The sequence below is a fragment of the Mycobacterium sp. 1245111.1 genome, assembly GCF_001673405.1.
Taxonomy (GTDB): Bacteria; Actinomycetota; Actinomycetes; order Mycobacteriales; family Mycobacteriaceae; genus Mycobacterium.
In genome coordinates this window covers 13453-36377 of the sequence record NZ_LZLV01000110.1, presented here as the reverse complement: position 1 = coordinate 36377, position 22925 = coordinate 13453, and the positions used below count along the sequence as shown (strand labels likewise).

The window sequence follows — 22925 nt, the reverse complement described above, 5'->3', positions numbered from 1 at the left end:
TCGGGAATATGTCGGTGCCATCTGGAAGATGAGTCTTGTGACTATCGTTGGGTAGCCGCGCGCAACCAGGGCCGGAGGGATCGGAACATGGCGTTTGCCGTCGCGCCTCGCCTTGATCCCGCATGCCTTGCTGACGAGGAATTCGCCAGTGCGTCGGCCGCCGCGCAGTTCGTCGCCGGGACCTGCCTGGCCGACGGTCCGGTCGGCCGGGTCGGTCTGGAGGTCGAGGCGCACTGTTACGACCCGACCGACCCGCACCGCCGCCCGGCCTGGGATGAGATCACCGAGGTTCTCGAGTCGCTGCCGTCGATGCCCGGCGAAAGCGTGGTCACCGTCGAACCCGGTGGCGCGGTGGAACTCTCGGGCCCGCCGGCGTTGGGTGTGACGGGCGCGATCGACGCGCTTGCCAGCGACCAGGCGGTCCTGAGTAAGGCCTTCGATGCCGCCGGGTTGGGCCTGGTCTCGCTGGGCGCCGATCCGCTGCGGCCGGCCAAGCGGGTCAACCCGGGAGCGCGCTATCGCGCGATGGAGCAGTTCTTCACGGCCAGCCACACCGGTGAAGCGGGCGCGGCGATGATGACCTCCACCGCGTCCGTTCAAGTCAATCTCGACGCCGGCCCGCAATCCGGCTGGGCGGACCGTGTCCGGTTGGCCCATGCGCTCGGGCCGGTGATGGTCGCGATCTCGGCAAACTCCCCGTTGCTCGGCGGCAAGTTCTCCGGCTGGCGCTCGACCCGGCAGCGGGTGTGGAGCCAGCTCGACTCGGCGCGCTGCGGGCCCATCCTGACCGCCAGTGGCGAAGATCCCGGCACCGACTGGGCGCGCTACGCGCTCAAGGCGCCGGTGATGCTGGTCCACAGTCCCGAGCCGGTGCCGGTGACCCATTACCTGCCGTTCGCCGACTGGGCCGACGGCCGCGAGCTGCTCGGCGGACGCCGGCCCACCCGCTACGACCTCGAGTACCACCTGACCACGCTGTTTCCGCCGGTGCGGCCACGGCAATGGCTGGAGATCCGCTATCTGGACAGCGTTCCCGCCGACATCTGGCCGGCGGTGGTGTTCACGCTGGTGACGCTGCTCGACGACCCGGTTGCGGCCGGCCTGGCCGCCGAGGCGGTCGAATCCGTCGCCACTGCGTGGGACACCGCAGCTCGGATCGGCATGGGCGACCAGCGGATCTTCAGCGCCGCCAACCGATGCGTGGCGATCGCGGCCGAGCGTGCACCCGCCGGGCTCAGCGAGGGGATGCGGCGCCTCGCCGACGCGGTGGCGCAAGGCCGCTGCCCGGCCGACGACTTCTCCGACCGGGTAGTCGAACGCGGCATCGCGGCCACCGTGACCGCCCTGGCGGTAGGGGAGCAGTGAGCTCGCGCGCTGTGACCTTACGAGAAGGGCTGGTCCGCGACATGGAGCGGGCACGGACGCGAACGTTGCGCCTGGTCGATTTCGACGATGCCGAGCTTCGTCGCCAGTACGACCCGCTGATGAGCCCGCTGGTGTGGGACCTCGCCCACATCGGTCAGCAGGAAGAGCTGTGGCTGCTGCGGGGCGGTAACCCGGACCGGCCGGGAATCCTGTCCGGTGCGGTGGAGAGCCTGTACGACGCGTTCGTGCACTCGCGGGCCAGCCGGGCAGACTTGCCGTTGCTGTCCCCGGACCAGGCCCGCAGCTATTGCCGAACCGTGCGAACCGCGTCGCTGGATGCCCTTGACCGGCTTCCCGACGAACCCGACCAGCACTTCGTCTACGGCCTGGTGGTCAGCCACGAAAACCAGCACGACGAGACCATCCTGCAGGCGCTGAACCTGCGGGTCGGACCGCCGCTGTTGCAGGAAGCCCGCACGCTGCCGGCCGGGCGGGCCGGGGTGGCCGGGACGTCGGTCGAGGTGCCGGGCGGCCCGTTCGTCCTCGGCGTCGACGGTGTCGACGAGCCCTTCTCGCTGGACAACGAACGTCCGGCGCACATCGTCGACGTGCCGACATTCCGCATCGGCCGGGCCCCGGTCACCAACGGCGAGTGGCGGCAGTTCATCGACGACGGCGGCTATACGCAACCGCGGTGGTGGTCGGCGCGCGGTTGGCAGCACCGCGAAACCGCGGGGTTGACCGCCCCGCAGTTCTGGAGCGCCGACGGGCAGACCCGCACCCGGTTCGGCGTCGTCGAGGAGATCCCGGCCGACGAACCCGTCCAGCACGTCAGCTATTTCGAGGCCGAGGCCTACGCGGCCTGGGCCGGTGCCCGGCTGCCCACCGAGCGCGAGTGGGAGAAGGCATGCGCCTGGGACCCACGGCGGGGCGCGCGCCGGCGCTATCCATGGGGAGCCGACGAGCCGTCGCCGGCTCTCGCCAACCTCGGCGGTGACGCATTGCGGCCGGCGCCGGTCGGGGCGTATCCCGGCGGCGCGTCGGCCTATGGGGTCGAGCAGATGCTCGGCGACGTCTGGGAGTGGACCAGCTCCGCACTCGAGCCCTGGCCGGGCTTCACACCGATGATCTACCAACGCTATTCGGAGCCGTTCTTCGGCGGCGACTACCGGGTGCTGCGCGGTGGCGCGTGGGCGGTGGAACCGGGCATCGTGCGGCCCAGCTTCCGCAACTGGGACCACCCGTACCGTCGGCAGATCTTCTGCGGTGTCCGGCTCGCGTGGTCCGAGGACGCCGATCCGGGGAGCCGCGCCTGATGTGTCGTCACCTCGGCTGGCTGGGACGCGACACCGCGGTCTCCGCGCTGGTGCTCGACCCGCCGCAGGGGCTTCGCGTGCAGTCGTACGCGCCGCGCCGGCAAAAGCACGGGCTGATGAACGCCGACGGTTGGGGCGTCGGCTTTTTCGACGGCGCTACGCCGCGGCGCTGGCGTAGCGCGGCACCGCTCTGGGGCGACGTTTCGTTCGCTTCCATCGCACCGGCGCTGCGCAGCCATTGCGTGGTTGCCGCGGTTCGTTCAGCTACTGTCGGGATGCCGATCGAAGCCAGCGCGACGGCGCCCTTCACCGACGGGCGGTGGCTGTTGTCGCACAACGGCGTCATCGACCGTGATGTGCTGCCGCCCAGTGCGACAGCCGAATCGAGCTGCGACAGTGCAGTTCTCGCCGCATTGATCTTCGATCGCGGCCTCGACGCATTGGGGCAGACCATCGCCGAGGTGGGTGCCGCGGACCCGAACGCACGACTGAACATCTTGGCGGCCGACGGTTCTCGGCTCTTGGCGACCACCTGGGGTGACACCCTGTCGATTCTGCGTCGAGACGACGGCGTGGTACTGGCCAGCGAGCCCTATGACGACCACCCCGGCTGGGAAGACGTCCCCGATCGCCACCTCATCGAGGTCACTGCGGAACAGGTGACCATGACCGCGCTGAACCCAACGAAGGGATAGTGATGACGCTGACGTTGTCCAACCACCTGGCCGCGGACTCGGCCTTCGAGGCGCTCTGCCGTGATGTGCGCGCGGGACTGCAGAGCGCACCGAAATCCTTGCCGCCCAAGTGGTTCTACGACTCGGTCGGCAGCGACCTATTCGACCAGATCACCCGGCTACCGGAGTATTACCCGACCCGGGCCGAGGCGGAGATCCTGCGAGCCCGCGCTGCGGAGATCGCATCGGTCGCCGGCGCCGACACACTGGTCGAATTGGGTAGCGGGACATCGGAGAAGACCCGGCTGCTACTGGACGCGCTGCGCAACGGCGGGGCATTGCGTCGCTTCGTTCCGTTCGATGTCGACGCCAGCATGCTGTCAACAGCCGCCAAGGCGATCCAGGCCGAATACCCCGGCATTGAAATCGCCGCTGTCTGTGGCGATTTCGAAGAACACCTGGCCAAGATTCCACATGGCGGCCGGCGGCTGTTCGTATTCCTGGGGTCGACGATCGGCAACCTGGAACCCGGCGCACGCGCGGAGTTTCTGGCCGGATTGGCCGCCGCGTTACAGCCCGGCGACGGCTTGCTGCTGGGCACGGACCTAGTGAAAGATCCTCGCCGACTCGTCGCGGCTTACGACGACGCTGCCGGGGTCACCGCCCAGTTCAACCGCAACGTGCTGGCCGTCATCAATCGAGAACTCAACGCGGACTTCGACGTCGAGGCGTTTCGTCACGTCGCCACTTGGAATCCGGTCGAGGAGCGGATGGAAATGCGACTGCGGTCCGAGCGCGCGCAGCGGGTGCGCATCGCGGCCCTGAGTATGACCGTGGAATTCGAGGCCGGCGAGCAGGTTCTCACCGAGGTGTCGTGCAAATTCCGTCCCGACGGCGTGGCCGGCGAGCTGGGCCGGGCGGGTCTGCGACTCACTCGGTGGTGGACCGACACCGCCGGTGATTTCGGGTTGTCGCTGTCGGTCAAGTGAGCACGAGCCTGGCCGCGGCCTGGGGGGCCGCCCGGCCGCCGGTCGCCGGGCTGCATCTGGACAACGCCGCGTGTTCGCGGCAGAGCTTTGCGGCGCTCGACGCGGCCGCCCGGCACGCCCGACACGAGGCCGAGGTCGGGGGATACGTCGCGGCCGAGGCGGCCCGGCCCGTGCTCGACGCCGGGCGAGCCGCCGTCGCCGCCCTGACCGGTATGCCGGACGCACGGGTCGTGTTCACCACCGGATCGCTGCACGCGCTGGATCTGCTGCTGAGTAATTGGCCGGCCGGCGGCCGGACGCTGGCCTGCCTACCCGGGGAATACGGGCCCAACCTGGCGTTGATGGCGGTGCACGGTTTCGACCGCACGACGCTGCCGACCGATGGCGAGGGACGGGTCGCGATGCACGAAGCGGCGACCGACCTGGCCGCCGATCCGCCGGACCTGGTCCACCTGACCGCGGTGGCCAGCCATCGCGGCGTGGTGCAGCCGCTGCCCGAGATGGCCACACTGTGCCGACAATTGGGTGTGCCGCTAATTGTCGACGCCGCCCAGGCGCTCGGGCAGATCGACTGCGCTGCCGGCGCCGACGCGGTGTACGCATCGTCGCGCAAATGGCTGGCCGGACCGCGCGGTGTCGGCGTGCTGGCCCTGCGCCCGGCGCTGCTGCAGCGGCTGCAACCGCGATTGCCACCGAAGGAGTGGGCGGGGTCGCTGTCGATTGCCGACCGGCTCGAACTGGGCGAGGCCAATGTAGCTGCCCGAGTGGGGTTTTCGGTCGCGGTCGGCGAGCACGTAGCGGCCGACCCGGCCGCCGTGCGGGCCCGACTGGCCGGGGTGGGCAGGCTCAGCAGGACCGTGCTCGCCGACTTGCCCGGGTGGCGGGTGGTCGAGGCCGACGACGAGCCCAGTGCCATCACGACATTGGCACCCCTCCACAGCGCCGATCCGCAGAAGATCCGCGACTGGCTGATCGCCGAACACCGGATCGTGACGACGGCCGTGGTGCTCGCGCGCGCGCCATTGGAGTTGACCGCTCCAGTGCTGCGAATCTCGCCTCACGTCGATGCGACCGTCGCCGATTTGAGCACGTTCGCCGCGGCGCTGGCGGACGCGACGAGAGCGGTCTAGCGCTCAGCCCTTGTGCGCGGAGAGCAGATAGGCGGGCAGCTTCATCCTGTTCTTCTCGTCGCGGTCGTGCTCGGGCATCGGAATGTCCGAATCCGCCGGAGCCGGTGGGATATTCGCGTGGATGAACGCGGGCCGGATCTCGTCGATGTGCCAGTGCTTGCTGACCGCATCGCGCAACTCGTTCTCATCGACCTCGTTGGGCTTCTGCTCCCACTCGGCGGGGAAGGCGCCCTTGGCGAACACCAGCACGAAGTAGCCGGCGCCGTCGGCCGCCGCCCGATGGACCGCTCGCAAGTAGTCGTCGCGGCCCTCGACCGGCAGCGAGTGGAACAGCGTGCTGTCGACGACGGTGTTGAACCGGCCATCGTGTCCGCTGAACGTGGTGATGTCGGCCTGCTCGAAGGTGGCGCTGCTCAGCCCCCGCTCCTGCGCCGCCGTGGTGGCGGCGGCGATGGCGGTGGGCGTGAGGTCGACGCCGTGCACGGTGTAGCCGTCGGCGGCCAGCGCCAGCGACAACTCCGCGTAGCCGCATCCGGCGTCGAGCACATCGCTGCGGAACTTCCCGGCGGCGGCCAGCGCGGCCAACTCCGGCTGCGGCTCACCGATGTTCCAGGGCGGGGGCCCGTCGAAGCCGGCCTCTTGGCGGTATGCGCTGTCCCAGTCCATTACTTCATTTGCCATGTCTACCAACCTACTCCGCGCCTCCAGCTCGCCATGAAACAGAAGTAGGGGTTGCGGTTTCGTCTCGAACAACGACGGTGGTTTTCCCCGCAAGCGGGAGGTGCCCCCAGTTTCACGCAGTCGTTTCCGGCACCGCCCAGGTATGGACCGGCTCGTTGGTGTGCATGTGCTCGCAGTACAACCGCAACATCTCCGCCAACGCGGCGGGCCTGTCCAGCCCGCGTTTCTCCAACGCCCGCACGGTGGACACCTGCCAGCCGGCGCCGTTTTGGCCGGCGCGGGCCCGGCCTTCGATCACACCGAGCAGCCGATCGCGGACGTCGCCGGCAACACCCCAGCGGTCCAGCCCGTCGTAGGCCATCGGCAACAGTTGGCCGAGTACCAACTCCTCGGTGCTGACCGTGTTCAATCCCGGCCAATACAGGCGTGCCTGCATGCCGTGACGAGCCGCATCGACGAAATTGCGTTGCGCCGCAGCGAAATCCAACTGCATCCAGATCGGGCGGTGATCGTCGGACAGTGTCCGCAGGACACCGTAGTAGAACGCCGCGTTGGCCAGCATGTCGATGACGGTCGGGCCGGCGGGCAGCACCCGGTTCTCCACCCGCAGATGCGGCCTGCCCCTCACCACGTCATACACCGGACGATTCCACCGGTAGACCGTGCCGTTGTGCAGTCGCAGCTCCGCCAGATGCGGGGTCCGGCCGGCCGCGATCTCGGCGACCGGATCCTCGTCGGACACCTCCGGTAGCAGCGACGGGAAGTAGCGGACGTTCTCCTCGAAAAGATCCAGGATCGAGGTGATCCAGCGTTCGCCGAACCACACCCGTGGCCGCACCCCTTGGGTTTTCAGCTCGTCGGGCCGGGTGTCGGTGGACTGCGCGAACAGTTCGATGCGGGTTTCCGACCACAGCTGGTGGCCGAAGAAGAACGGAGAGTTGGCGCCGAGTGCCAGCTGCGGGCCGGCCAGCACCTGTGCCGCGTTCCAGGCGGTGGCGAACTGATCCGGCGCCACCTGAAGGTGTAATTGCATGCTGGTGCAAGCGGATTCGGGCGCGATGTCCGGCGACATCAGCGCCAGAGGTTCGGGCCCGTCGATGTCGATCCGGATGTCTTCGCCGCGCGCGTTGAAGATCGAATCGTTGAGCGCCGCGTAGCGCGTCGACTCGCTCATCCATCCGCCGGTGAGGTGTTCGGGCATCAGCGTCGGCAGGATTCCGATCATCACGATATGGGCGCCGCCGGCGCTGGCCTTGGTCTCGGCCGCGTTAAGGCTGGTCCGCACTTCGTCTTCCAGTTGCGCGCCGGCGTCCCCGCTCAGCGGACGCGGTGGAACGTTGAATTCGATGTTGTAGGCGCCTAATTCGGTCTGATACGCGGGGTCGGCGATGGCAGCCAGGACGTCGGAGTTCGTCATCGCGGGCTGGTAGGCATCATCGACCAGATTGCATTCGATCTCCATCCCGGTGAGCGGATGGTCGGACTCGAAGCTGGACTGCGTGAGCATCCTCTCGAAAACGTCGAGACACACTTGCACCTTGCGCCGGTACTCCTGCCGGTCGACCCGCGCGTAGGTGGTTCGTTTGACGTCTTCGCCCACGACGCCGATGCAACCGCTTTACCTCGGGCCGCGCAACAGATCGGCCAAATGAACTGATGCGACAGCGAATTGCCGGTGTGAGCCAGCTGCGCGATTTTGCCGCGCACTCTATTGACGCATGCGTAGGATACTTGCGACAATCTCAGCGCTGTCTCATGTGATTCACAGCAAGGGTCGGGGGAAACTGATGGGTCGCAATAACCGCAGGGCCGCGTTCGTCGTAAGTGCGCTGATCGCGTCGCCGGCACTGGCCCTGCTTACAGCATCCGTTGCGAGCGCCGACGATTTGTCGTCCATCGGCCCGATCGCAATCGGCGGGTACACCGAAGCGCTGACCTACGACACCGCGACGGGCGGATTCGACAACTATCTGGTCGGGTCCTACGACGGTTATCCGTACGACCTCGACGTCTATTTCGATCCGTCCGGTGCCGGCAACAGCGAGGCGCTAATTACGATTCCGTTCCTGTTCCAGGGCGGCTTCACCGACGTCGCCGGGACGATCACGCCGCTTCCGTCGGTGTTCAATCCAGCCGATTTCGTGAACCCGGATATCGGCCTAATCGACCTCGGCGGTACGCCCGACCCCGCGTTGGGTGTCGTCACGTTCGGTCCCATCGACCTGGCGGGCTACCAGGACATGCTGAGCATCAACCCTGCCAATTTTGCCATCGACAACTTCCTCAGCGGGACCTCCAACGGACTGCCGTTCGACCTCGACTTCGCCACCGGTGCCCCGGGATCGGACTCCGCGGACTTCCTGTTGACAATTCCGTTGATCTTCCAGGGCGGCTTCACCGATCTCGCCGGGGTGATTACCCCGATCTTCTCCATCGACTACGCCAACTTCCTCAACCCCGACATTGGCCTGAGCTTCATCGGCGGTATCTGACCGGCCACCGCCCGCGTAGGCCATGATGGACGTCACGCGCGGGAGGGAAGCAGTTGGCCGAATTCGTCGCTTCGATCGACCAGGGCACCACCAGCACTCGGTGCATCATCTTCGGCCGCGACGGCGCCGAAGTGGGCCGTCATCAGCTCGAGCACGAGCAGATCCTGCCGCGCGCCGGCTGGGTCGAACACAACCCGATCGAGATCTGGGAGCGCACCACCTCGGTGCTGATGTCGGCGCTCAACTCGACCAACCTGTCATCGAACGACGTTGTGGCGCTTGGCATCACGAACCAGCGCGAGACGACCCTGGTGTGGAACCGGCGCACCGGCCGGCCGTACTACAACGCGATCGTCTGGCAGGACACCCGCACCGACCGTATCGCGTCGGCGTTGGATCGCGACGGACACGGCGATGTCATCCGGCACAAGGCGGGCCTGCCGCCGGCCACCTATTTCTCCGGCGGCAAGCTGCAATGGATCCTGGAGAACGTCGAGGGTGTGCGGGCGGCGGCCGAGGCCGGCGACGCGATATTCGGCACCACCGACACCTGGCTGCTGTGGAATCTGACCGGCGGCCCGCGGGGCGGGGTGCACGTCACCGACGTCACCAACGCCAGCCGGACCATGCTGATGAATCTCGAGACGTTGGACTGGGACGACGAATTGCTGTCGCTTTTCGACATTCCGCGCGGCATGCTGCCGTCCATCGCGGCATCCTCACCGCTCGAGCCCTACGGCATCACGTCGGCGAACGGCCCGCTCGGCGGCGAGGTGCCGATCACCGGAATTCTCGGCGACCAGCACGCGGCGATGGTCGGGCAGGTCTGCCTGCAGCCCGGTGAGGCCAAGAACACCTACGGTACCGGCAATTTCCTGCTGCTCAACACCGGCGAGAACATCGTCCGATCCAGCAACGGCCTCTTGACCACGGTGTGCTACCAGTTCGGCGACGCCAAACCCGTTTACGCTCTTGAGGGTTCGATTGCCGTCACCGGCTCGGCCGTGCAATGGCTACGTGACCAGCTGGGCATCATCAGCGGGGCCGCGCAGAGCGAAGCGCTGGCCCGCCAGGTCGACGACAACGGCGGGGTCTACTTCGTGCCGGCGTTCTCGGGCTTGTTCGCACCGTATTGGCGTTCGGATGCGCGTGGCGCGATCGTGGGGCTGTCGCGCTACAACACCAACGCCCACTTGGCCCGCGCCACACTGGAGTCGATCTGCTATCAGAGCCGTGATGTGGTCGACGCGATGCAGGCCGATTCCGGTGTGCGCCTTGAGGTCTTGAAGGTCGACGGCGGGATCACCGCGAACGATTTGTGTATGCAGATCCAGGCGGACGTGCTCGATGTCGACGTGGTGCGTCCGGTGGTCGCGGAGACGACGGCGCTGGGTGCCGCTTACGCGGCGGGGTTGGCGGTCGGTTTCTGGGCGGGTCCCGATGAGCTGCGGGCCAACTGGCGCGAGGGTAAGCGGTGGACGCCGGCGTGGGGCGAGCAGGAGCGCTCGGCCGGCTATGCCGGATGGCGAAAAGCCGTGCAGCGCACGCTCGATTGGGTCGAGGTTTCTTGACGCGGCGGTGGGGACCAGCGTGCGCTGGCCCCCACCGGGTATGGCCGACGGTCAGTCGTCTTCGCCGAGGATCGTGTAGATCTCGCGACGAGCGTTGTTGACGATGTCGAGGATGCGCTGCTGCTGCTCTTCGTTGGCGGCGTGCGCGGATTGCGCTACGGCGCCGAACAATTGGCCGATCGCGGCCCGCAGGTTGAGGTGGGCCGGGTCCACGCCGTCGGCGATCTCCTCCCACGGCGGGGTGGCGACCTTCTCGGCGGCTTCCTTGCCGGCGTCGGTCAACGCGAACAGCTTTTTGCTGCCCTCGGATTCGGTGCTGACGATCAGGCCCTCGTCGACCAGCAACTGCAGGGTCGGGTAGACAGAGCCCGGGCTGGGCTTCCACAAGTCCTGGCTGCGCTCGGCAACCTCCTGGATGATCTCGTAGCCGTGCATCGGTCGCTCGGCGAGCAGCACCAGGATGGCCGCACGGACGTCACCGCGACGACCGCGCCCGCCGCGGCGGCCGCCGCGACCACCGGGCCCGAAACCGGGACCGAAGCCACCGGGACCGAATCCGAAGCCTGGGCCGAAGCCACCGGGACCGAATCCACGCCCGAAACCACGGCCGAACGGACCGTCGTGGGCGGCCTGGGCGCGCACCGACTCGCGGAACTCTCGACGGGCCTGCTTGCGCTGCTCGTGCAGGGCGCGGCGGCCCTGGGGCGCGAAACCGAAGTTCGCTGGTCCACCGGGGAAGGGCCCGCCTACTTGGGGCCCGCGTGCTTCAAAGAATGGGGTGTTCATTGGTTGATCTCGTTTCTGGAAAGGCAGCGCCGGGTGCGCTGCCGATACGACGACGATATATCGCAAACTATCGTTAGGCAAGGGGTGATCGTCCGGCACGGTTTGCCGCGCCCAGCCCCCGGGTAGCACCCAAAGATGAGCCAGAAGGTTGATGTGAACGATCACCCGGGCCTTGACGGCGAAACGCAGCCCGCCAAACCCGCAAGCAACTCCCGCCTGCGCCTGTGGTTGAACTGGGCGCTCGCGGTGCTCACCGTGATAGGGGCCGGCGCCGCCATGGCAGTGGCGTTGGGCGCGGTCATGAGCACGGCGGCGTGCAGCGACAAGGCGTGCCCCAACCTGGGTCCGCATGGAATCAGCTTCGACACGCTGTACTACGGCGCACCGGCGGTCGCCGTGATCACGGTCGTGCTGTCCTTTTTCACCGCCCGGCGACGATGGGGCTTCGTGGTTCCGGTCGTGGCGCTCGCGCTGCTGATCGCCGACATGGCGATCGTCGCGGTCACGGTCGCGCAGTAACCGCTAGCGGTAGGGGTAGGGCCGCAACCGGGCCAGTTCCCTGCGGTGTCGTTCGGCGAGCACGGCGGCCAGGGCCAGTTGTGGCGGTGTTCCGGGCGGGGGTGGCGGAGCCACCCGGCTCAGCACGTCGGCGGCGATCCGGTATGCCATCTGATCGCGCAGCTGCGGGTCGAGTTGCATTGCCCGCGACAGGAATTGGCGCGCGACATCGGCCTGCTCTGCGCTGAGGCCGGACAGCTGTAGCGACGAGGCCCACCACGCCAGCTGCGGCGGCATCGCCGGCGGCGGCCCCAGTCTCGGCCCGCGTTCGCTGATCACGATGGTGCCGGCGAAGATATCGCCGATCCGCTTGGCCCGCGGCGAAAGCATGCTGCAGATCACCGCGGGGCTGCCCAGCAACATCCAGAGTTCGACGATGGACGCCAACGCCCGGAACAGGGCCTGCCGAAAGCGTTCCGGACCACCGTCGTCCGAGACGACCCGCAGCCCCATCACCATCTTGCCGAGCGTGCGTCCTCGCGTCGCCGTCTCGAGGACCAGCGGATAGCCGACTAATACCAGCACCGTGAAGATGGCCATGATCGCCGCGGCCGCCGCGTCGTCGAAGCGGCCGAGCGTGCCCGCCCACAGCATCAGTGAGATCAGGTATCCGATGACGATGACGGCGATGTCGATCAGCGCGCTGACCGCGCGTACCGGCAGCTGCGCCACCCGCACGTCGAGCACCACGGCGTCCCCGGTCACCACCTCCGACATACTTCGCACGCTACCTCCCATATGCGGCGACCCGCTTCGCTCGGCTGCGCCGAGCTCGCGATCGCCGGGGCGATATGCGGCGACCCGCTTCGCTCGGCTGCGCCGAGCTCGCGATCGCCGGGGCGATATGCGGCGGCTAGTCTCGGTCCGGTGGACGTCGACGCGTTTGTGCTCGCACACCGCGACAGCTGGGATCGCCTCGAGCGACTGGCCAGGAATCGCAACAGGCTCGATGGCGCCGAGATCGACGAACTCGTGGAGCTCTATCAGCGGACCTCGACACACCTGTCGATGCTGCGTTCGGGTTCGTCCGATTCGGCTCTCGTCGGGAGGCTTTCGAGTCTGGTGGCGCGGGCCCGGGCCGCGGTAACCGGCGCGCACGCTCCGCTGTCGAGTGAGTTCGCCCGATTCTGGACGGTGTCATTCCCGGTGGTGGCCTACCGCGCCTGGCGATGGTGGCTGGGGTCGGCGGTGGTGTTCTTTGCCGTCACCGCGGCGATCGCGCTGTGGGTGATCGGCAGCCCGGATGTGCAGTCGACGATCGGAACACCAAGCGAGATAGACGAATTGGTGAACCACGACTTCGCCTCCTATTACAGCGAGCATGCGGCCGCGGCGTTCGGCCTGCACGTCTGGGTGAACAACTCCTGGGTGGCGGCCAAGTGCATCGCGTTCTCCGTCGTGCTCGGTGTGCCGATCCCGTTCGTGCTGTTCGCCAACGCCGCCAACCTCGGTGTGGTGGCGGGGCTGATGCTGCAGGCCGGCAAAGCCGACGTGTTGTTCGGTTTGCTGCTGCCACACAGCTTGCTGGAGTTGACGGCGGTGTTCCTCGCGGGCGCGGTCGGTATGCGGCTCGGTTGGTGTGTGATCGCGCCCGGCGATCGGCCGCGCGGGCAAGTGCTCGCCGAGCAGGGTCGTGCGGTGGTCTCGGTCGCTGTGGGTTTGGTTGTGGTGCTGTTGGTTTCGGGCGTGATCGAGGCGTTCGTCACACCGTCGCCATTACCGACTCCGCTGCGCATCGGCATCGGGGTGCTCGCCGAAGCGGCGTTCTTGGCTTACGTCGGGTATTTCGGCAGCCGTGCGGCGCGCGCAGGGGACACCGGCGACATCGCCGATGCGCCGGACGTGGTGCCGACGGGTTAAGGCCTCGACGGCGCCGCTACAGCCGCCCGGCGGCTTTCATCGACAGGTAGCGATCGGCCAGCGCCGGCGCCAGATCGGCGGGCGCGGCGTCGACGACCTCGACTCCGCTGTGGCGCAGGCGCGTCGCGATCGCCGATCGCTCGCTGCGGGAGCGTTCGGCGGCCGCCGCGTCGTACACCTCGGCCGCATCGGAGCGGCCGGCGGCCAGCTGGTCGACTCGCGGGTCGGCAACGGCCGCGACGATCACCTGATGCTTGGTCGACAGCAGGGGGAGTACCGGTAGCAACCCCTCGTCGAGCGCGCTCGCGTTGAGGTCGGTCATCAGCACCACCAGAGCGCGGCGCCTGGTCCGGCGTACCACTGCGGAAACCATTGCCGTGGAATCGGATTCGAGCAGGGCTGGCTTCAGCGGCGCCATCGCGTCAACCACGCGGCCCAGCAACTCGGTTCGGGTCGCGCCGAAGACACCGGCTCGGGTGACCCGGTCGTGAGCGAGGAAGTCGACGGTGTCACCCGCCCGCGACGCGAGCGCCGCGAGCAGCAACGCGGCATCCATGGACCAGTCCAGCCGTGGCCAGCCGCTGGGATCGCCGGCGGTCGGGTCGACGCCGACGCGTCCGGCCGCGGTGCGACCGGTGTCGAGCACGATGACCACCCGCCGGTCCCGTTCCGGGCGCCAGGTGCGGACCACCACGTCGGCCCGGCGCGCGGTTGCCCGCCAGTCGATCGAGCGGACGTCGTCGCCCACCACATACTCACGCAGCGAATCGAATTCGGTGCCCTGACCGCGCGTCAAGGTGGGTAGTAGACCGTCGAGTTCGCGGAGTCTGGCCAGCCGCGACGGCAGGTGCTTGCGGGACAGGAACGGCGGCAACACCCGCACCTCGCCGGGCACCGGTCGCGACGTCTGCCGGCCGGCGAGCCCCAACGGCCCGATCGAGCGCGCCGTGATCGCCGCCGACCGCTGGTCGCCGCGACGGATCGGCCGCAACACGATATCCAACCGATGGGTGTAGCCGGCCACCAGATCGATGGCCTGGCTTGCCGGTTCCGCGTGTGTACTGGGTGGCCAGGCATCACGGACGCGGCCACGAAAGCGACGACGACCGGCGTTGTGGATCAACAGGCCAAGGGTGATCCGTTCGCCCAGTCGCACCGAGCCGTTGGGCAGCCGGGTGTATTGCAACTGAAACGGGTTGGCCGCCAACGCAACGTCGGTCATGATCAGGACGGCGAGCAGCCCCAGCAGCGTCGCGAACGTTGCCGCGGGCCAAGGTGATACCGCGATCGGTACTGCGCACAGCAGCGCGATCAGCCCGGCGCGCCCGGTCAGAACCACTAGCGGGGTACCGGAACCGACGCCAAGATGCCGTCGAGCACCCCATCGGTGGTGACGCCCTCCAGCTCCGCTTCCGGACGCAGCATCACCCGATGCCTCAGCGTCGGGCGGGCCATCGCCTTCACGTCGTCCGGCGTGACGTAGTTGCGTCCGGACAGCCATGCCCACGACCTCGCCGTTGCGAGCAATGCGGTTGCGCCGCGCGGTGATACACCGAGTTGGAACGCGGGTGAATGTCGCGTCGCGCCGACGATGTCCACGATGTAGCCCAGCACCTCGTCGCCCACCAGCACGCGTTGCACGGCGTTACGCCCGGCGGCCAGCTCGGCGGGACCGGCCACCGGCCGTACGGCGGACAGGTCGCGTGGATCGAAGCCGCGTGAATGTCGGCCGAGAATGGCGATCTCGGCGTCGCGTGGCGGTAGCGGAACCTCCAGCTTCAGCAGAAACCTGTCGAGCTGAGCCTCCGGCAGCTGGTAGGTGCCTTCGTATTCGATCGGATTCTGTGTCGCCGCAACGATAAACGGCTCAGGCAGTGGACGGGCCTCACCGTCGACGCTGACCTGACGTTCCTCCATCGCCTCCAGCAGCGCGGCCTGCGTCTTCGGGGGAGTCCGGTTGATCTCGTCGGCCAGCAGCAGGTTGGTGAACACCGGCCCGCTGCGGAAAGTGAATGCGGCGGTCCGGTTGTCGTAGACCAGCGACCCGGTGATGTCGCCGGGCATCAGGTCGGGGGTGAACTGGACGCGCTTGAAATCCAGGTGTAGCGCGGCAGCCAGAGACCGGACCAGCAGCGTCTTCGCCACGCCCGGAACACCTTCGAGCAACACGTGCCCGCGGCACAGCAGTGCGATCACCAGCCCGGTGATCACCGCCTCCTGCCCTACGACGGCCTTTCCGATCTCGCCGCGCAGCGCGAGCAGTGCGTGTCGCGCGGTCTGGTCGGCCGACGGCGGGGCGGAGCTATGGGGCGGTTGGGTCATGAATGTGCGACCTGCCTTTCGATGTCATCGAGTGCACGACTGAGCTGTACCAAGTCGCCATCAGTAGCGGGCGGAGGCCCAAACAGGATGTGCCCCAACGTCTCCGGGTCGGATCCGCTGCGTGATGCGAGTGCCTGGACTACCGCCGCGGGTGGGGCGTCGACGCCGAGACCGAGTCGGGGCACCAGGCGCTGCAACGCCGCGGTGCGCAGCGCCGCGGCGGCTCGGGCGCGGGCCCGGCGTGACCGATACAGCCGGCCGCGGCCTTCGACCGTCTCCGATGCGCGGACGACCACCGGAAGGTCCTCGGCGACCAGGGGCCCGATCCGGCGGCCCTTCCAGAGCGCGGCGAGACCGATGGCCAGCCACAACTGGAGGACCATCCAGTACACACCGTCCGGAATCAGGTCGAAGATCTTTCCCTTGGCTGACGAGCCGCCCTCGATGCGCTGAGGGGCAAACCAGATCAGACGGGAGTGCTGACCGGCCAGGTTCATCGCCAACGCGGCGTTACCGGCCCGCAACAGCCCTCCGTTGGTCATGAACTCGGTGCTGCCGACCGCCGTGACCGTGCGCCCACCTTCTCGGTAGCGGACCAACGCGCCGCCGTAGCAGCTGGTTACCGTCTGGTCGCCGACAGCGCGGAACGAGTTTGACAGGCCGAAATCCACTGAACCGGCCTGATTCGCTTCTCGCAGAGGGCAATCCGGATTATCGCTGGGTGAGCTATTGCCCGCGGTGCGGATACCCGGGGACAGCGCCGCGCGGGCGTGCGCGGTCGGCTCGACCAGCAGCAGATCTCCGGGAGTGGCGGCGATCCGTTTGAGTAGCGCCTCGCTGGTGACGCGCTGGGTTTGGCCGAACAACAACAGCGATCCTGCGCGCGCGGCGTTCACCGCCTCGTCGACGTTGTCGGCGACGACGACCGTGACTCCGTGGTCACGCAGCAGGGTGACCAGCGCGTGCGCGCCGTCGGGGCCGGTCGCCTCGGGGTCCATGCGTCCACCGGGACGCGGCGCGGTCAGGTAGGCGCTCAGCGCGGCGACCGCGCAGATCGCCACCAGCGCGGGTAGCAGCCACCACCGCCGTCGCCGCGCAAGTCCGAGCGTCTGCGGCGTCACCGGACCTGGGCCCATGTGTCGGCGGCCTGCGGCATGGCGGGGCCGAAGTGGCCAGTGGTGGAGCGGTATTGGAGGTGATCGTCGAGGTCGACAATCAGCTGGTAGGCGGCCGGAGTTCCGGGTCGTTCACCGTAGGTGACGTCGTTGAATGCGGTTGCCGATTGCGATAACTCGGCGGCCAGCGCGGGCAGGCGTTCGGCGGCGGCGGTGGCCAACTCGTTGGCGGTACGGCCCGGTGCCGGATCCAGGATTCCGCTCTCCTCGAGCCCACGGGCCACCGCACGCAGCCGATGCCGAATTGCCGCGGTCCAATTCTCCTCGGCGGCAAAGCGTTTCGCGATCGCCCGATGTTGGGCAGCGGTGAGCTGGCCGGTGTCGAACAGTTGGTAGTCACCGTCGCGGCGGGTTCGGATCGTGTGGCGCGCGATGCGCACCGCGATCGCTACCGCGGCGACCGCCAGGATGACGAGCACAGTGATCGTGAGCCATCCGCCCGGCATCGACGAGCCCTTCTCGATGATGCGGAACAGCAGCTCGTGAATCCATTCGTTGATCCGTTGCGAGATCGAACTTTTGGGGTAGATCGGCTTGTTCAGTTCACGCTGGGCCGCATCATGGGCGGTATCGCGGTCGATGTCGATAGCGGGCATCCTCGGGTGCGTTCCTAGACCGGCCGCGTCAGCCACAGGTGGTCGGTCGAAGCGGGATGCGCGGGAGCGCCGCTCTGCAGCACGAGATCGAATGCCTCACTGCGTATTCGGCGGTCGGTGTAGAGCAGGACCACTACTCCGGCGTCGAACGGTGTGGTGATGATTCGGCCGATCACCGCTCCGACCGCTCCCACTGTCGCGGCGGCCAGCACCGAGGAACCGCCGACCACTTGGCCGAGGATCTCGAACGGCACCGCGACGGCTCCCGCGATGAAGCTCACCACCAGCCAGGTCAGCATCCGGATACCGAGTACTCGCCAGAAGCTGTTGTGCACCAATGCAAACGACCGCCTCATCGCGGTCGTCACGGGAAGCCGCTCCAGCACGATCAGCACCGGCGCGAACGACAGTGCCACGTAGAGATACACCACCGCCGCCACCGACGTCAGGACCAGCGGAAAACCCAGGAGAACCGCGGCCGGCGCGTTACCCGCCGCGACGGTGGCGCCGATGATCACGCCGACCCCGCCGGCGAGCAGGATGAGCCCGAGGGCCTCGAGCGCGACCAATCCGATCAGGGCGGGCAGTCGCCCACGAATCCGGTACCAGGCTTCGCCGATGCCGATGGTGCCGCCGAACACCGCACGTCCCACCACGACCGTCAGCATGCCGGTCAGCAGGATGCCGCCCAGCCAACCGACCAACCCGCTGAGCCCGGCCGCAGCCACCCAGGTCGCGACGTCACCACCGGTGAGCTCGTCAGCCGGCGCGGTGCGCAACCGGTCGGCGGCGGCCAATGGTCCTACCGACGCGGCCAGCGAGATGAGTTGGGTGAGCACCACGATGATCGCCGTCAGCCCCAGTGTGGTGCGGGGGTTAGCCCGGATGTAGAGCGCCGCACCGTTGAACATGTCGCTGAGGCTCAGCGGACGTAGCGGGATGATTCCCGGCGCCCACGGTCCGCGGACGGGTCGCGGCGGACCGCCGAAGCCAGGTGGCGGAGGGTAAGCCGGCGGCGGGGGGTAAGGGGGCTGCCACCCGTAGGCCGGTGGCGGGTAGGCGGGTGACGGGTAGCCCAGCGGGGGGTAACCGTGCTGCGGATACCCGGGAGGACCGTAGTTGGCCGGCTGGTATCCGCCGTAGGGGTAGTCCGGATACTCGGGCGGCGGTGGATTCACCAAGTGGAGCCGCCATCGTCGCCGCCGGTCAGTATGCGGCGCTCCTCAGCATCGCTGCACTCTGCATCGTCGCCGCCGGTCATGGCTCCATACTGTCGAGCACACGGCTATTTCTCAACGCGACGCGGCCCGGCGCGTAGCGTCTGCGTCATGGCCGAACTCAAGTCCCAATTGCGGGCCGACCTCACCGATGCGATGAAAACCAAGGACAAGCTGCGCACCGCGACGCTTCGGATGCTGCTGGCCGCCATCCAGACGGAGGAGGTTTCCGGCAAGGAAGCCCGCGAGCTCTCCGACGACGAGGTGCTCAAAGTGCTGGCCAAGGAGTCCCGCAAGCGCGGCGAGGCGGCCGAGATCTACACCCAGAACGGCCGCGGCGAGCTGGCGGCCAACGAGCATGCCGAGGCGCGGGTCATCGACGAATACCTACCCACTCCACTCAATGATGCGGAGCTGGCCGATGTCGCCGACACGGCGATTGCCCAGGTGGCCGAGGAGTTGGGCGAGCGTCCCGGCATGAAGCAGATGGGCCAGGTGATGAAGGCGGCCACCGCGCTGGCGGCCGGCAAGGCCGACGGGGCGCGGCTGTCGAAGGCGGTCAAAGACCGTCTCTAGCGGCCGCCGGGCCGTTTGCCTCGGCGGCGTGCGGGTACCCGAACCGTATGACACGGTTCGGGTATACCTTGATGACAGAACAGAATGGTCCGAAAGACCTTGTCCAGTACGCAATTTCGGCCGAACACAGAGGTTTCGACTTTGAGGTCACCAGTGACCACTTCTCGCCATGGCTCACATCGCAGGGTCATGCGCCCAATGCGTGGGCGGTGCTCGGCGCGGTAGCCCAGGTCACCGACCGCGTCGACCTCTACACCTATGTCACGTGTCCGACCATGCGCTACCACCCGGCAGTCGTCGCCCAGCAAGCGGCGACGGTGCAGATCCTCGCCGACGGCCGATTCACCCTGGGCCTGGGCAGCGGCGAAAACCTCAACGAGCATGTGGTCGGCAAGGGTTGGCCAGCGGTAACCCAACGCCAAGACATGCTGCGCGAAGCCATCGAAATCATTCGCAGCCTGTTCAGTGGCGATCTGGTGGACTGGCGCGGCGACTACTACCAGGTCGACTCGGCGCGGCTGTGGGACCTGCCCGATATCCCCGTCGGCATCGGGGTGGCCATGGGCGGAAAGAAGGCGGTCGAAAAATTCGGTCTGCTCGCCGACCACTTGATCGCGGTGGAACCCAATAGCGACCTGGTCCACGAGTGGCATTCCGTGCGGCAGGCCAACGGGCTGGCCGGCGGCGGTCGAGTCGTCGGGCAGATCCCGATCTGCTGGGACACCGATCGGGACGCGGCGGTCAAACGCGCACATGAACAGTTCCGCTGGTTCGGCGGTGGCTGGAAGGTCAACGCCGACTTGCCCACTCCCGCCGGATTCGCCGGCGCGACGCAGTTCGTCCGGCCGGAGGATGTCGCCGACAGCATTCCCTGCGGTCCGGACCTCGATGCGATCGTCGACGCCGTCCGACCGTACTGGGAGGCAGGGTTCACCGACATCGCGCTGCTGCAGATCGGCGGCGACGCGCAGGAGGAGTTCTTGAAGGAGGCCGCCGAGCCGCTGCTGGCGGCGCTACGGTCCGAGGGAGGGTAACCATGTCAAACTCGTTGCAAGGCAAGCGAGTCGCGATCTTGGCCGCCGACGGCGTGGAGAAGGTCGAGCTCGATACGCCGCGAGAGGAGCTGAGCTCCCACGGCGCGCAGGTCGAATTGCTGTCGCTGAAAACCGATGAGATCCAAGCGCGTAACCACGACCTGGAGCCGGCCGGAACGTTCAGCGTCGATCGGGCGGTGGCGCAGGCATCCGTTGACGAATTCGATGCTCTGGTGTTGCCCGGCGGAACGGTCAATCCGGACAAACTGCGGTCGGACAGCGAGGCCGTGGCATTCGTGCGTGACTTCGTGAATTCCGGCAAACCCGTTGCAGCCATCTGCCACGGACCGTGGACTCTGGTGGAGGCGGGCGTGGTCGCGGGGCGCACCGTGACTTCATACCCGAGCATTCGCACCGACCTGCGCAATGCCGGCGGCAAGGTCGTCGACGAGGAAGTGGTCGTGGACGGCAATGTGATCACCAGTAGATCGCCCGCCGATCTTCCGGCATTTTGCGCGAGCCTTGTCGCCCAGCTCGAGCAAGCCCCCGCGCGGAGCTGAATACTTCGCTGGTCAATCGGGTTTCGTGCCGGTGAATTCTGGGCATCAGTCACCACGAGCCGTAAGCAGCACGGCGACCACCGTCTCGAAAGGCCAACGTGACTACTGCTTACAACGCGCCGTCCAAATCGCTCGATGTCGACGGTGTATACCCACCGCAACAGGATTCCCAGCTGCTCATCGAGAGCCTCCGCAAGACCGGATTGGCCAGGGGGCGGAAGGTATTGGACGTCTGTACAGGCAGCGGCGTGGTCGCTATCGCGGCATCTGAATGTGGTGCGGCCAGCGTGGTCGCTTTCGACATCTGCCCGCGCGCGGTGAGCGTCTCCCGGGGAAATGCCGTCGGTGCCGGGGTCGACGTCGATGTGCGTGAGGGATCATGGTCCAGCGCACTGGATTACGCGCCGTTCGACCTGATCGTGTCGAACCCCCCGTATGTGCCGACCCCGCCGGCCGGCGAGAGCAACGTCATCCCGCTGACCGCTGGCCCGTCGCGGGCCTGGGATGCGGGTGTCGACGGGCGGTTGGTGCTCGACCCGCTGTGCGAATCGGCCGCCGGGCTGCTGGACGCCGGTGGGTCGCTGCTGCTGGTGCAGTCGGCGCTGGCAGGAGTCGACAAGTCGCTGGAATCACTGCGGTCCACCGGGCTACAGGCCAAAGTTATTGCTGCACAGCGAATTCCGTTCGGTCCGGTGCTGTCTGCGCGGGTTGGCTGGCTCGAAGTCACCGGCCAGATCAAGCGGGGATGCCGCACCGAGGAGCTCGTCGTGATCCGGGCGGACAAGCCGTGACCGGCCACGTCCGGGTGCAGGTGATACCCAACGGCCCGGTGCTGATACCGGGTCCAGTGCGCCTCGAGACGCCGGGCGGTGACGTCGTCGAATCCGACCGGTTCATGGTGGCGGTCTGCACGTGTCGACGAAGTAAGAGCTATCCGATGTGCGACACCAGCCATCGGCGTTGTCGGCAGTCGGCGCAGGCGAATTCAGTCACGCGGCCGTCGTAGCGACGACTCGTCGGCCTTCCACGACGTCATGATCACATCGGCAAGCCGGTCCTCGACAGCGGCGTGGGCGCGGATGCCGAACACCACGTCGCGATCCAAGTGAGGCTCGCGGGCGACCAGGGCACCGACCACGTCGTGGCGCACGACCTGCTCGTGTACCGCGTCGGCTTCGACGTGCTCACTGTAGAACGCGACGCATTCCTCGGGCGCATCCATTCGCCGCAGCGCCTCGACCAATCGGCGGGAGCCCGGCGACGAGGTGATCTCGGTCGAGGCGAAATGACCGACGGCGGCGCCGCGGTACTGGCGGTGTAAACCGAACAGCGACATCAGGTTAACCACCGCGAGTGCTTCGGCGGGAACGGCGTCTAAGTAGGCCAGATAGGTTGCGTCAAGCTCGGCCGCGGTCAACAGGTCGGCGAACAGTTGCTGGTGTAGCTTCGCGCCGCGTCCCGCCCCGTACTCGTCGAATTCGACCGCGACGAACGACGCCTTGGCCTGTCCGATGAGACGAGGTATCGCAAACGCGTGCGGGTCACCCTCTTTGAGGTGATACAGCGACCGGTGCACAAAGTACTCGCGCATCTGTTGCCAGGTTCCGTTGTCGCGCAGCCAGTATGACGGTCCGGTCCCGTCGGACGGTTCGATCGACAGGTCGTCCATCTCGGCTTGCGCCGTGCGATCCGAATCGATCGGTCCGACATCACGACGCACACCGGCGAGAAATGTGCGCTCCAATTGTGCTCGCAGATAGAGTAATCCGGGATCCCACTCCCACGCTGGGTCGACATCGGCGAAGCCGCGGTAGTGCAGTTCGTAGCACATGTACAGCGCCAGTTGGAGATCCAGGCCATACGGGTCCGAGTCGGGGACCGACGCGCTGATGCGCGCAGGCTGGTCGTGCGGCGCAGGCCCGCTGAGGCAACGCCGGACAGCCGTCGACAGCGGCCCCTGGGCGGTGGGCAACGGCGGTTCGGCGATCGCATGAGTCACGGGGGTGTTTACCCGCGGGCCCGC

23 protein-coding genes and 1 pseudogene are annotated in these 22925 nt (G+C 67.6%); 14 read left to right on the top strand and 10 right to left on the bottom strand.

Going from position 1 to position 22925, the window contains the following annotated elements; all coding sequences use genetic code 11:
* Window positions 1–87 precede the first annotated feature (87 nt).
* The 5 genes from egtA to egtE are packed head-to-tail and all read left to right on the top strand — an operon-like array spanning window position 88 to window position 5474.
* Window positions 88–1365 carry an ergothioneine biosynthesis glutamate--cysteine ligase EgtA gene (gene egtA, locus A5658_RS16270; protein ID WP_067337144.1) on the top strand — a complete coding sequence of 426 codons (1278 nt, stop codon included), beginning with the start codon at window positions 88–90 and terminating at the stop codon, window positions 1363–1365.
* Between the two features lie 41 nt (window positions 1366–1406).
* Complete coding sequence (gene egtB / locus A5658_RS16265) at window positions 1407–2681, top strand: ergothioneine biosynthesis protein EgtB (protein ID WP_156751508.1); 1275 nt, start codon at window positions 1407–1409, stop codon at window positions 2679–2681.
* On the top strand, window positions 2681–3376 hold the full coding sequence (gene egtC, locus A5658_RS16260; protein WP_067337141.1) for an ergothioneine biosynthesis protein EgtC: 696 nt from the start codon (window positions 2681–2683) through the stop codon (window positions 3374–3376). The genes egtB and egtC overlap by 1 nt, the downstream gene beginning before the upstream one ends.
* A gap of 2 nt (window positions 3377–3378) precedes the next feature.
* Entirely contained in the window at window positions 3379–4344 is a 966-nt protein-coding gene (gene egtD, locus A5658_RS16255; protein WP_067337138.1) for an L-histidine N(alpha)-methyltransferase, read from the top strand.
* Window positions 4341–5474, top strand: coding sequence for an ergothioneine biosynthesis PLP-dependent enzyme EgtE (gene egtE / locus A5658_RS16250; RefSeq protein WP_067337136.1), 1134 nt, complete (start codon window positions 4341–4343; stop codon window positions 5472–5474). Before egtD ends, egtE begins: the two co-directional genes overlap by 4 nt.
* Before the next feature lie 3 nt (window positions 5475–5477).
* Here the strand turns inward: egtE and A5658_RS16245 are convergent, their stop codons facing one another.
* The gene (locus tag A5658_RS16245) at window positions 5478–6155 is read right to left on the bottom strand and encodes a cyclopropane-fatty-acyl-phospholipid synthase family protein (protein ID WP_067337134.1); all 678 of its coding nucleotides are present in this window, start codon (window positions 6153–6155) and stop codon (window positions 5478–5480) included.
* 112 nt (window positions 6156–6267) lie between these two features.
* A complete protein-coding gene (locus A5658_RS16240; RefSeq protein WP_067337131.1) occupies window positions 6268–7755 on the bottom strand; it encodes a glutamate--cysteine ligase in 1488 nt (495 codons plus the stop codon).
* Between the two features lie 187 nt (window positions 7756–7942).
* Here A5658_RS16240 and A5658_RS16235 point away from each other — a divergent pair, with 187 nt between their 5' ends.
* Together A5658_RS16235 and glpK are read left to right on the top strand one after the other, a co-directional pair.
* Window positions 7943–8647, top strand: coding sequence for a hypothetical protein (locus A5658_RS16235; RefSeq protein ID WP_156751504.1), 705 nt, complete (start codon window positions 7943–7945; stop codon window positions 8645–8647).
* Between the two features lie 53 nt (window positions 8648–8700).
* Window positions 8701–10218 carry a glycerol kinase GlpK gene (glpK, locus tag A5658_RS16230; protein WP_067337125.1) on the top strand — a complete coding sequence of 506 codons (1518 nt, stop codon included), beginning with the start codon at window positions 8701–8703 and terminating at the stop codon, window positions 10216–10218.
* Between the two features lie 51 nt (window positions 10219–10269).
* Here glpK and A5658_RS16225 read toward each other — a convergent pair whose 3' ends face one another.
* Window positions 10270–11004, bottom strand: coding sequence for a PadR family transcriptional regulator (locus tag A5658_RS16225; protein WP_067337122.1), 735 nt, complete (start codon window positions 11002–11004; stop codon window positions 10270–10272).
* Window positions 11005–11139: 135 nt separating this feature from the next.
* On the opposite strand from A5658_RS16225, the gene A5658_RS16220 reads away from it, so the two are divergent.
* Window positions 11140–11523 carry a hypothetical protein gene (locus A5658_RS16220; RefSeq protein WP_067337119.1) on the top strand — a complete coding sequence of 128 codons (384 nt, stop codon included), beginning with the start codon at window positions 11140–11142 and terminating at the stop codon, window positions 11521–11523.
* An 18-nt stretch (window positions 11524–11541) separates the two neighbouring features.
* Here the strand turns inward: A5658_RS16220 and A5658_RS16215 are convergent.
* Window positions 11542–12279, bottom strand: a pseudogene (locus tag A5658_RS16215) (RDD family protein); the annotation flags it as partial.
* 150 nt (window positions 12280–12429) lie between these two features.
* Here A5658_RS16215 and A5658_RS16210 point away from each other — a divergent pair.
* The gene (locus A5658_RS16210) at window positions 12430–13422 is read left to right on the top strand and encodes a stage II sporulation protein M (protein WP_067337115.1); all 993 of its coding nucleotides are present in this window, start codon (window positions 12430–12432) and stop codon (window positions 13420–13422) included.
* A gap of 16 nt (window positions 13423–13438) precedes the next feature.
* Here the strand turns inward: A5658_RS16210 and A5658_RS16205 are convergent, their stop codons facing one another.
* The 5 genes from A5658_RS16205 to A5658_RS16185 are packed head-to-tail and all read right to left on the bottom strand — an operon-like array spanning window position 13439 to window position 18696.
* Entirely contained in the window at window positions 13439–14761 is a 1323-nt protein-coding gene (locus A5658_RS16205; protein ID WP_067337112.1) for a DUF58 domain-containing protein, read from the bottom strand.
* Window positions 14761–15744 (bottom strand): MoxR family ATPase, encoded by a 984-nt coding sequence (locus A5658_RS16200; RefSeq protein WP_067337109.1) that lies wholly within the window; start codon window positions 15742–15744, stop codon window positions 14761–14763. Before A5658_RS16200 ends, A5658_RS16205 begins: the two co-directional genes overlap by 1 nt.
* Window positions 15741–16880 (bottom strand): DUF4350 domain-containing protein, encoded by a 1140-nt coding sequence (locus tag A5658_RS16195; RefSeq protein ID WP_067337106.1) that lies wholly within the window; start codon window positions 16878–16880, stop codon window positions 15741–15743. The genes A5658_RS16200 and A5658_RS16195 overlap by 4 nt, the downstream gene beginning before the upstream one ends.
* Window positions 16862–17515: a DUF4129 domain-containing protein gene (locus A5658_RS16190; RefSeq protein WP_067337223.1), complete on the bottom strand. Its 654-nt coding sequence runs from the start codon at window positions 17513–17515 to the stop codon at window positions 16862–16864. The genes A5658_RS16195 and A5658_RS16190 overlap by 19 nt, the downstream gene beginning before the upstream one ends.
* Before the next feature lie 14 nt (window positions 17516–17529).
* Complete coding sequence (locus tag A5658_RS16185; protein WP_369830535.1) at window positions 17530–18696, bottom strand: hypothetical protein; 1167 nt, start codon at window positions 18694–18696, stop codon at window positions 17530–17532.
* Window positions 18697–18843: 147 nt separating this feature from the next.
* Between A5658_RS16185 and A5658_RS16180 the strand changes: the two genes are divergently transcribed.
* The 5 genes from A5658_RS16180 to A5658_RS16160 all read left to right on the top strand — a co-directional run bounded on the left by A5658_RS16180 (window position 18844) and on the right by A5658_RS16160 (window position 21908).
* Window positions 18844–19308, top strand: coding sequence for a GatB/YqeY domain-containing protein (locus A5658_RS16180; RefSeq protein WP_067337100.1), 465 nt, complete (start codon window positions 18844–18846; stop codon window positions 19306–19308).
* Between the two features lie 47 nt (window positions 19309–19355).
* Window positions 19356–20342, top strand: a complete 987-nt coding sequence (locus tag A5658_RS16175) for an LLM class F420-dependent oxidoreductase (RefSeq protein WP_067337097.1) — start codon at window positions 19356–19358, stop codon at window positions 20340–20342.
* A gap of 2 nt (window positions 20343–20344) precedes the next feature.
* A complete protein-coding gene (locus tag A5658_RS16170) occupies window positions 20345–20902 on the top strand; it encodes a type 1 glutamine amidotransferase domain-containing protein (protein WP_067337093.1) in 558 nt (185 codons plus the stop codon).
* A 98-nt stretch (window positions 20903–21000) separates the two neighbouring features.
* Window positions 21001–21693: a HemK2/MTQ2 family protein methyltransferase gene (locus A5658_RS16165; RefSeq protein ID WP_067337089.1), complete on the top strand. Its 693-nt coding sequence runs from the start codon at window positions 21001–21003 to the stop codon at window positions 21691–21693.
* The gene (locus A5658_RS16160; protein WP_067337085.1) at window positions 21648–21908 is read left to right on the top strand and encodes a CDGSH iron-sulfur domain-containing protein; all 261 of its coding nucleotides are present in this window, start codon (window positions 21648–21650) and stop codon (window positions 21906–21908) included. Before A5658_RS16165 ends, A5658_RS16160 begins: the two co-directional genes overlap by 46 nt.
* Here the strand turns inward: A5658_RS16160 and A5658_RS16155 are convergent.
* A complete protein-coding gene (locus A5658_RS16155) occupies window positions 21888–22889 on the bottom strand; it encodes an iron-containing redox enzyme family protein (RefSeq protein ID WP_197503140.1) in 1002 nt (333 codons plus the stop codon). The two genes, A5658_RS16160 and A5658_RS16155, sit on opposite strands and share 21 nt — an antisense overlap.
* Between the last annotated feature and the right edge of the window lie 36 nt (window positions 22890–22925).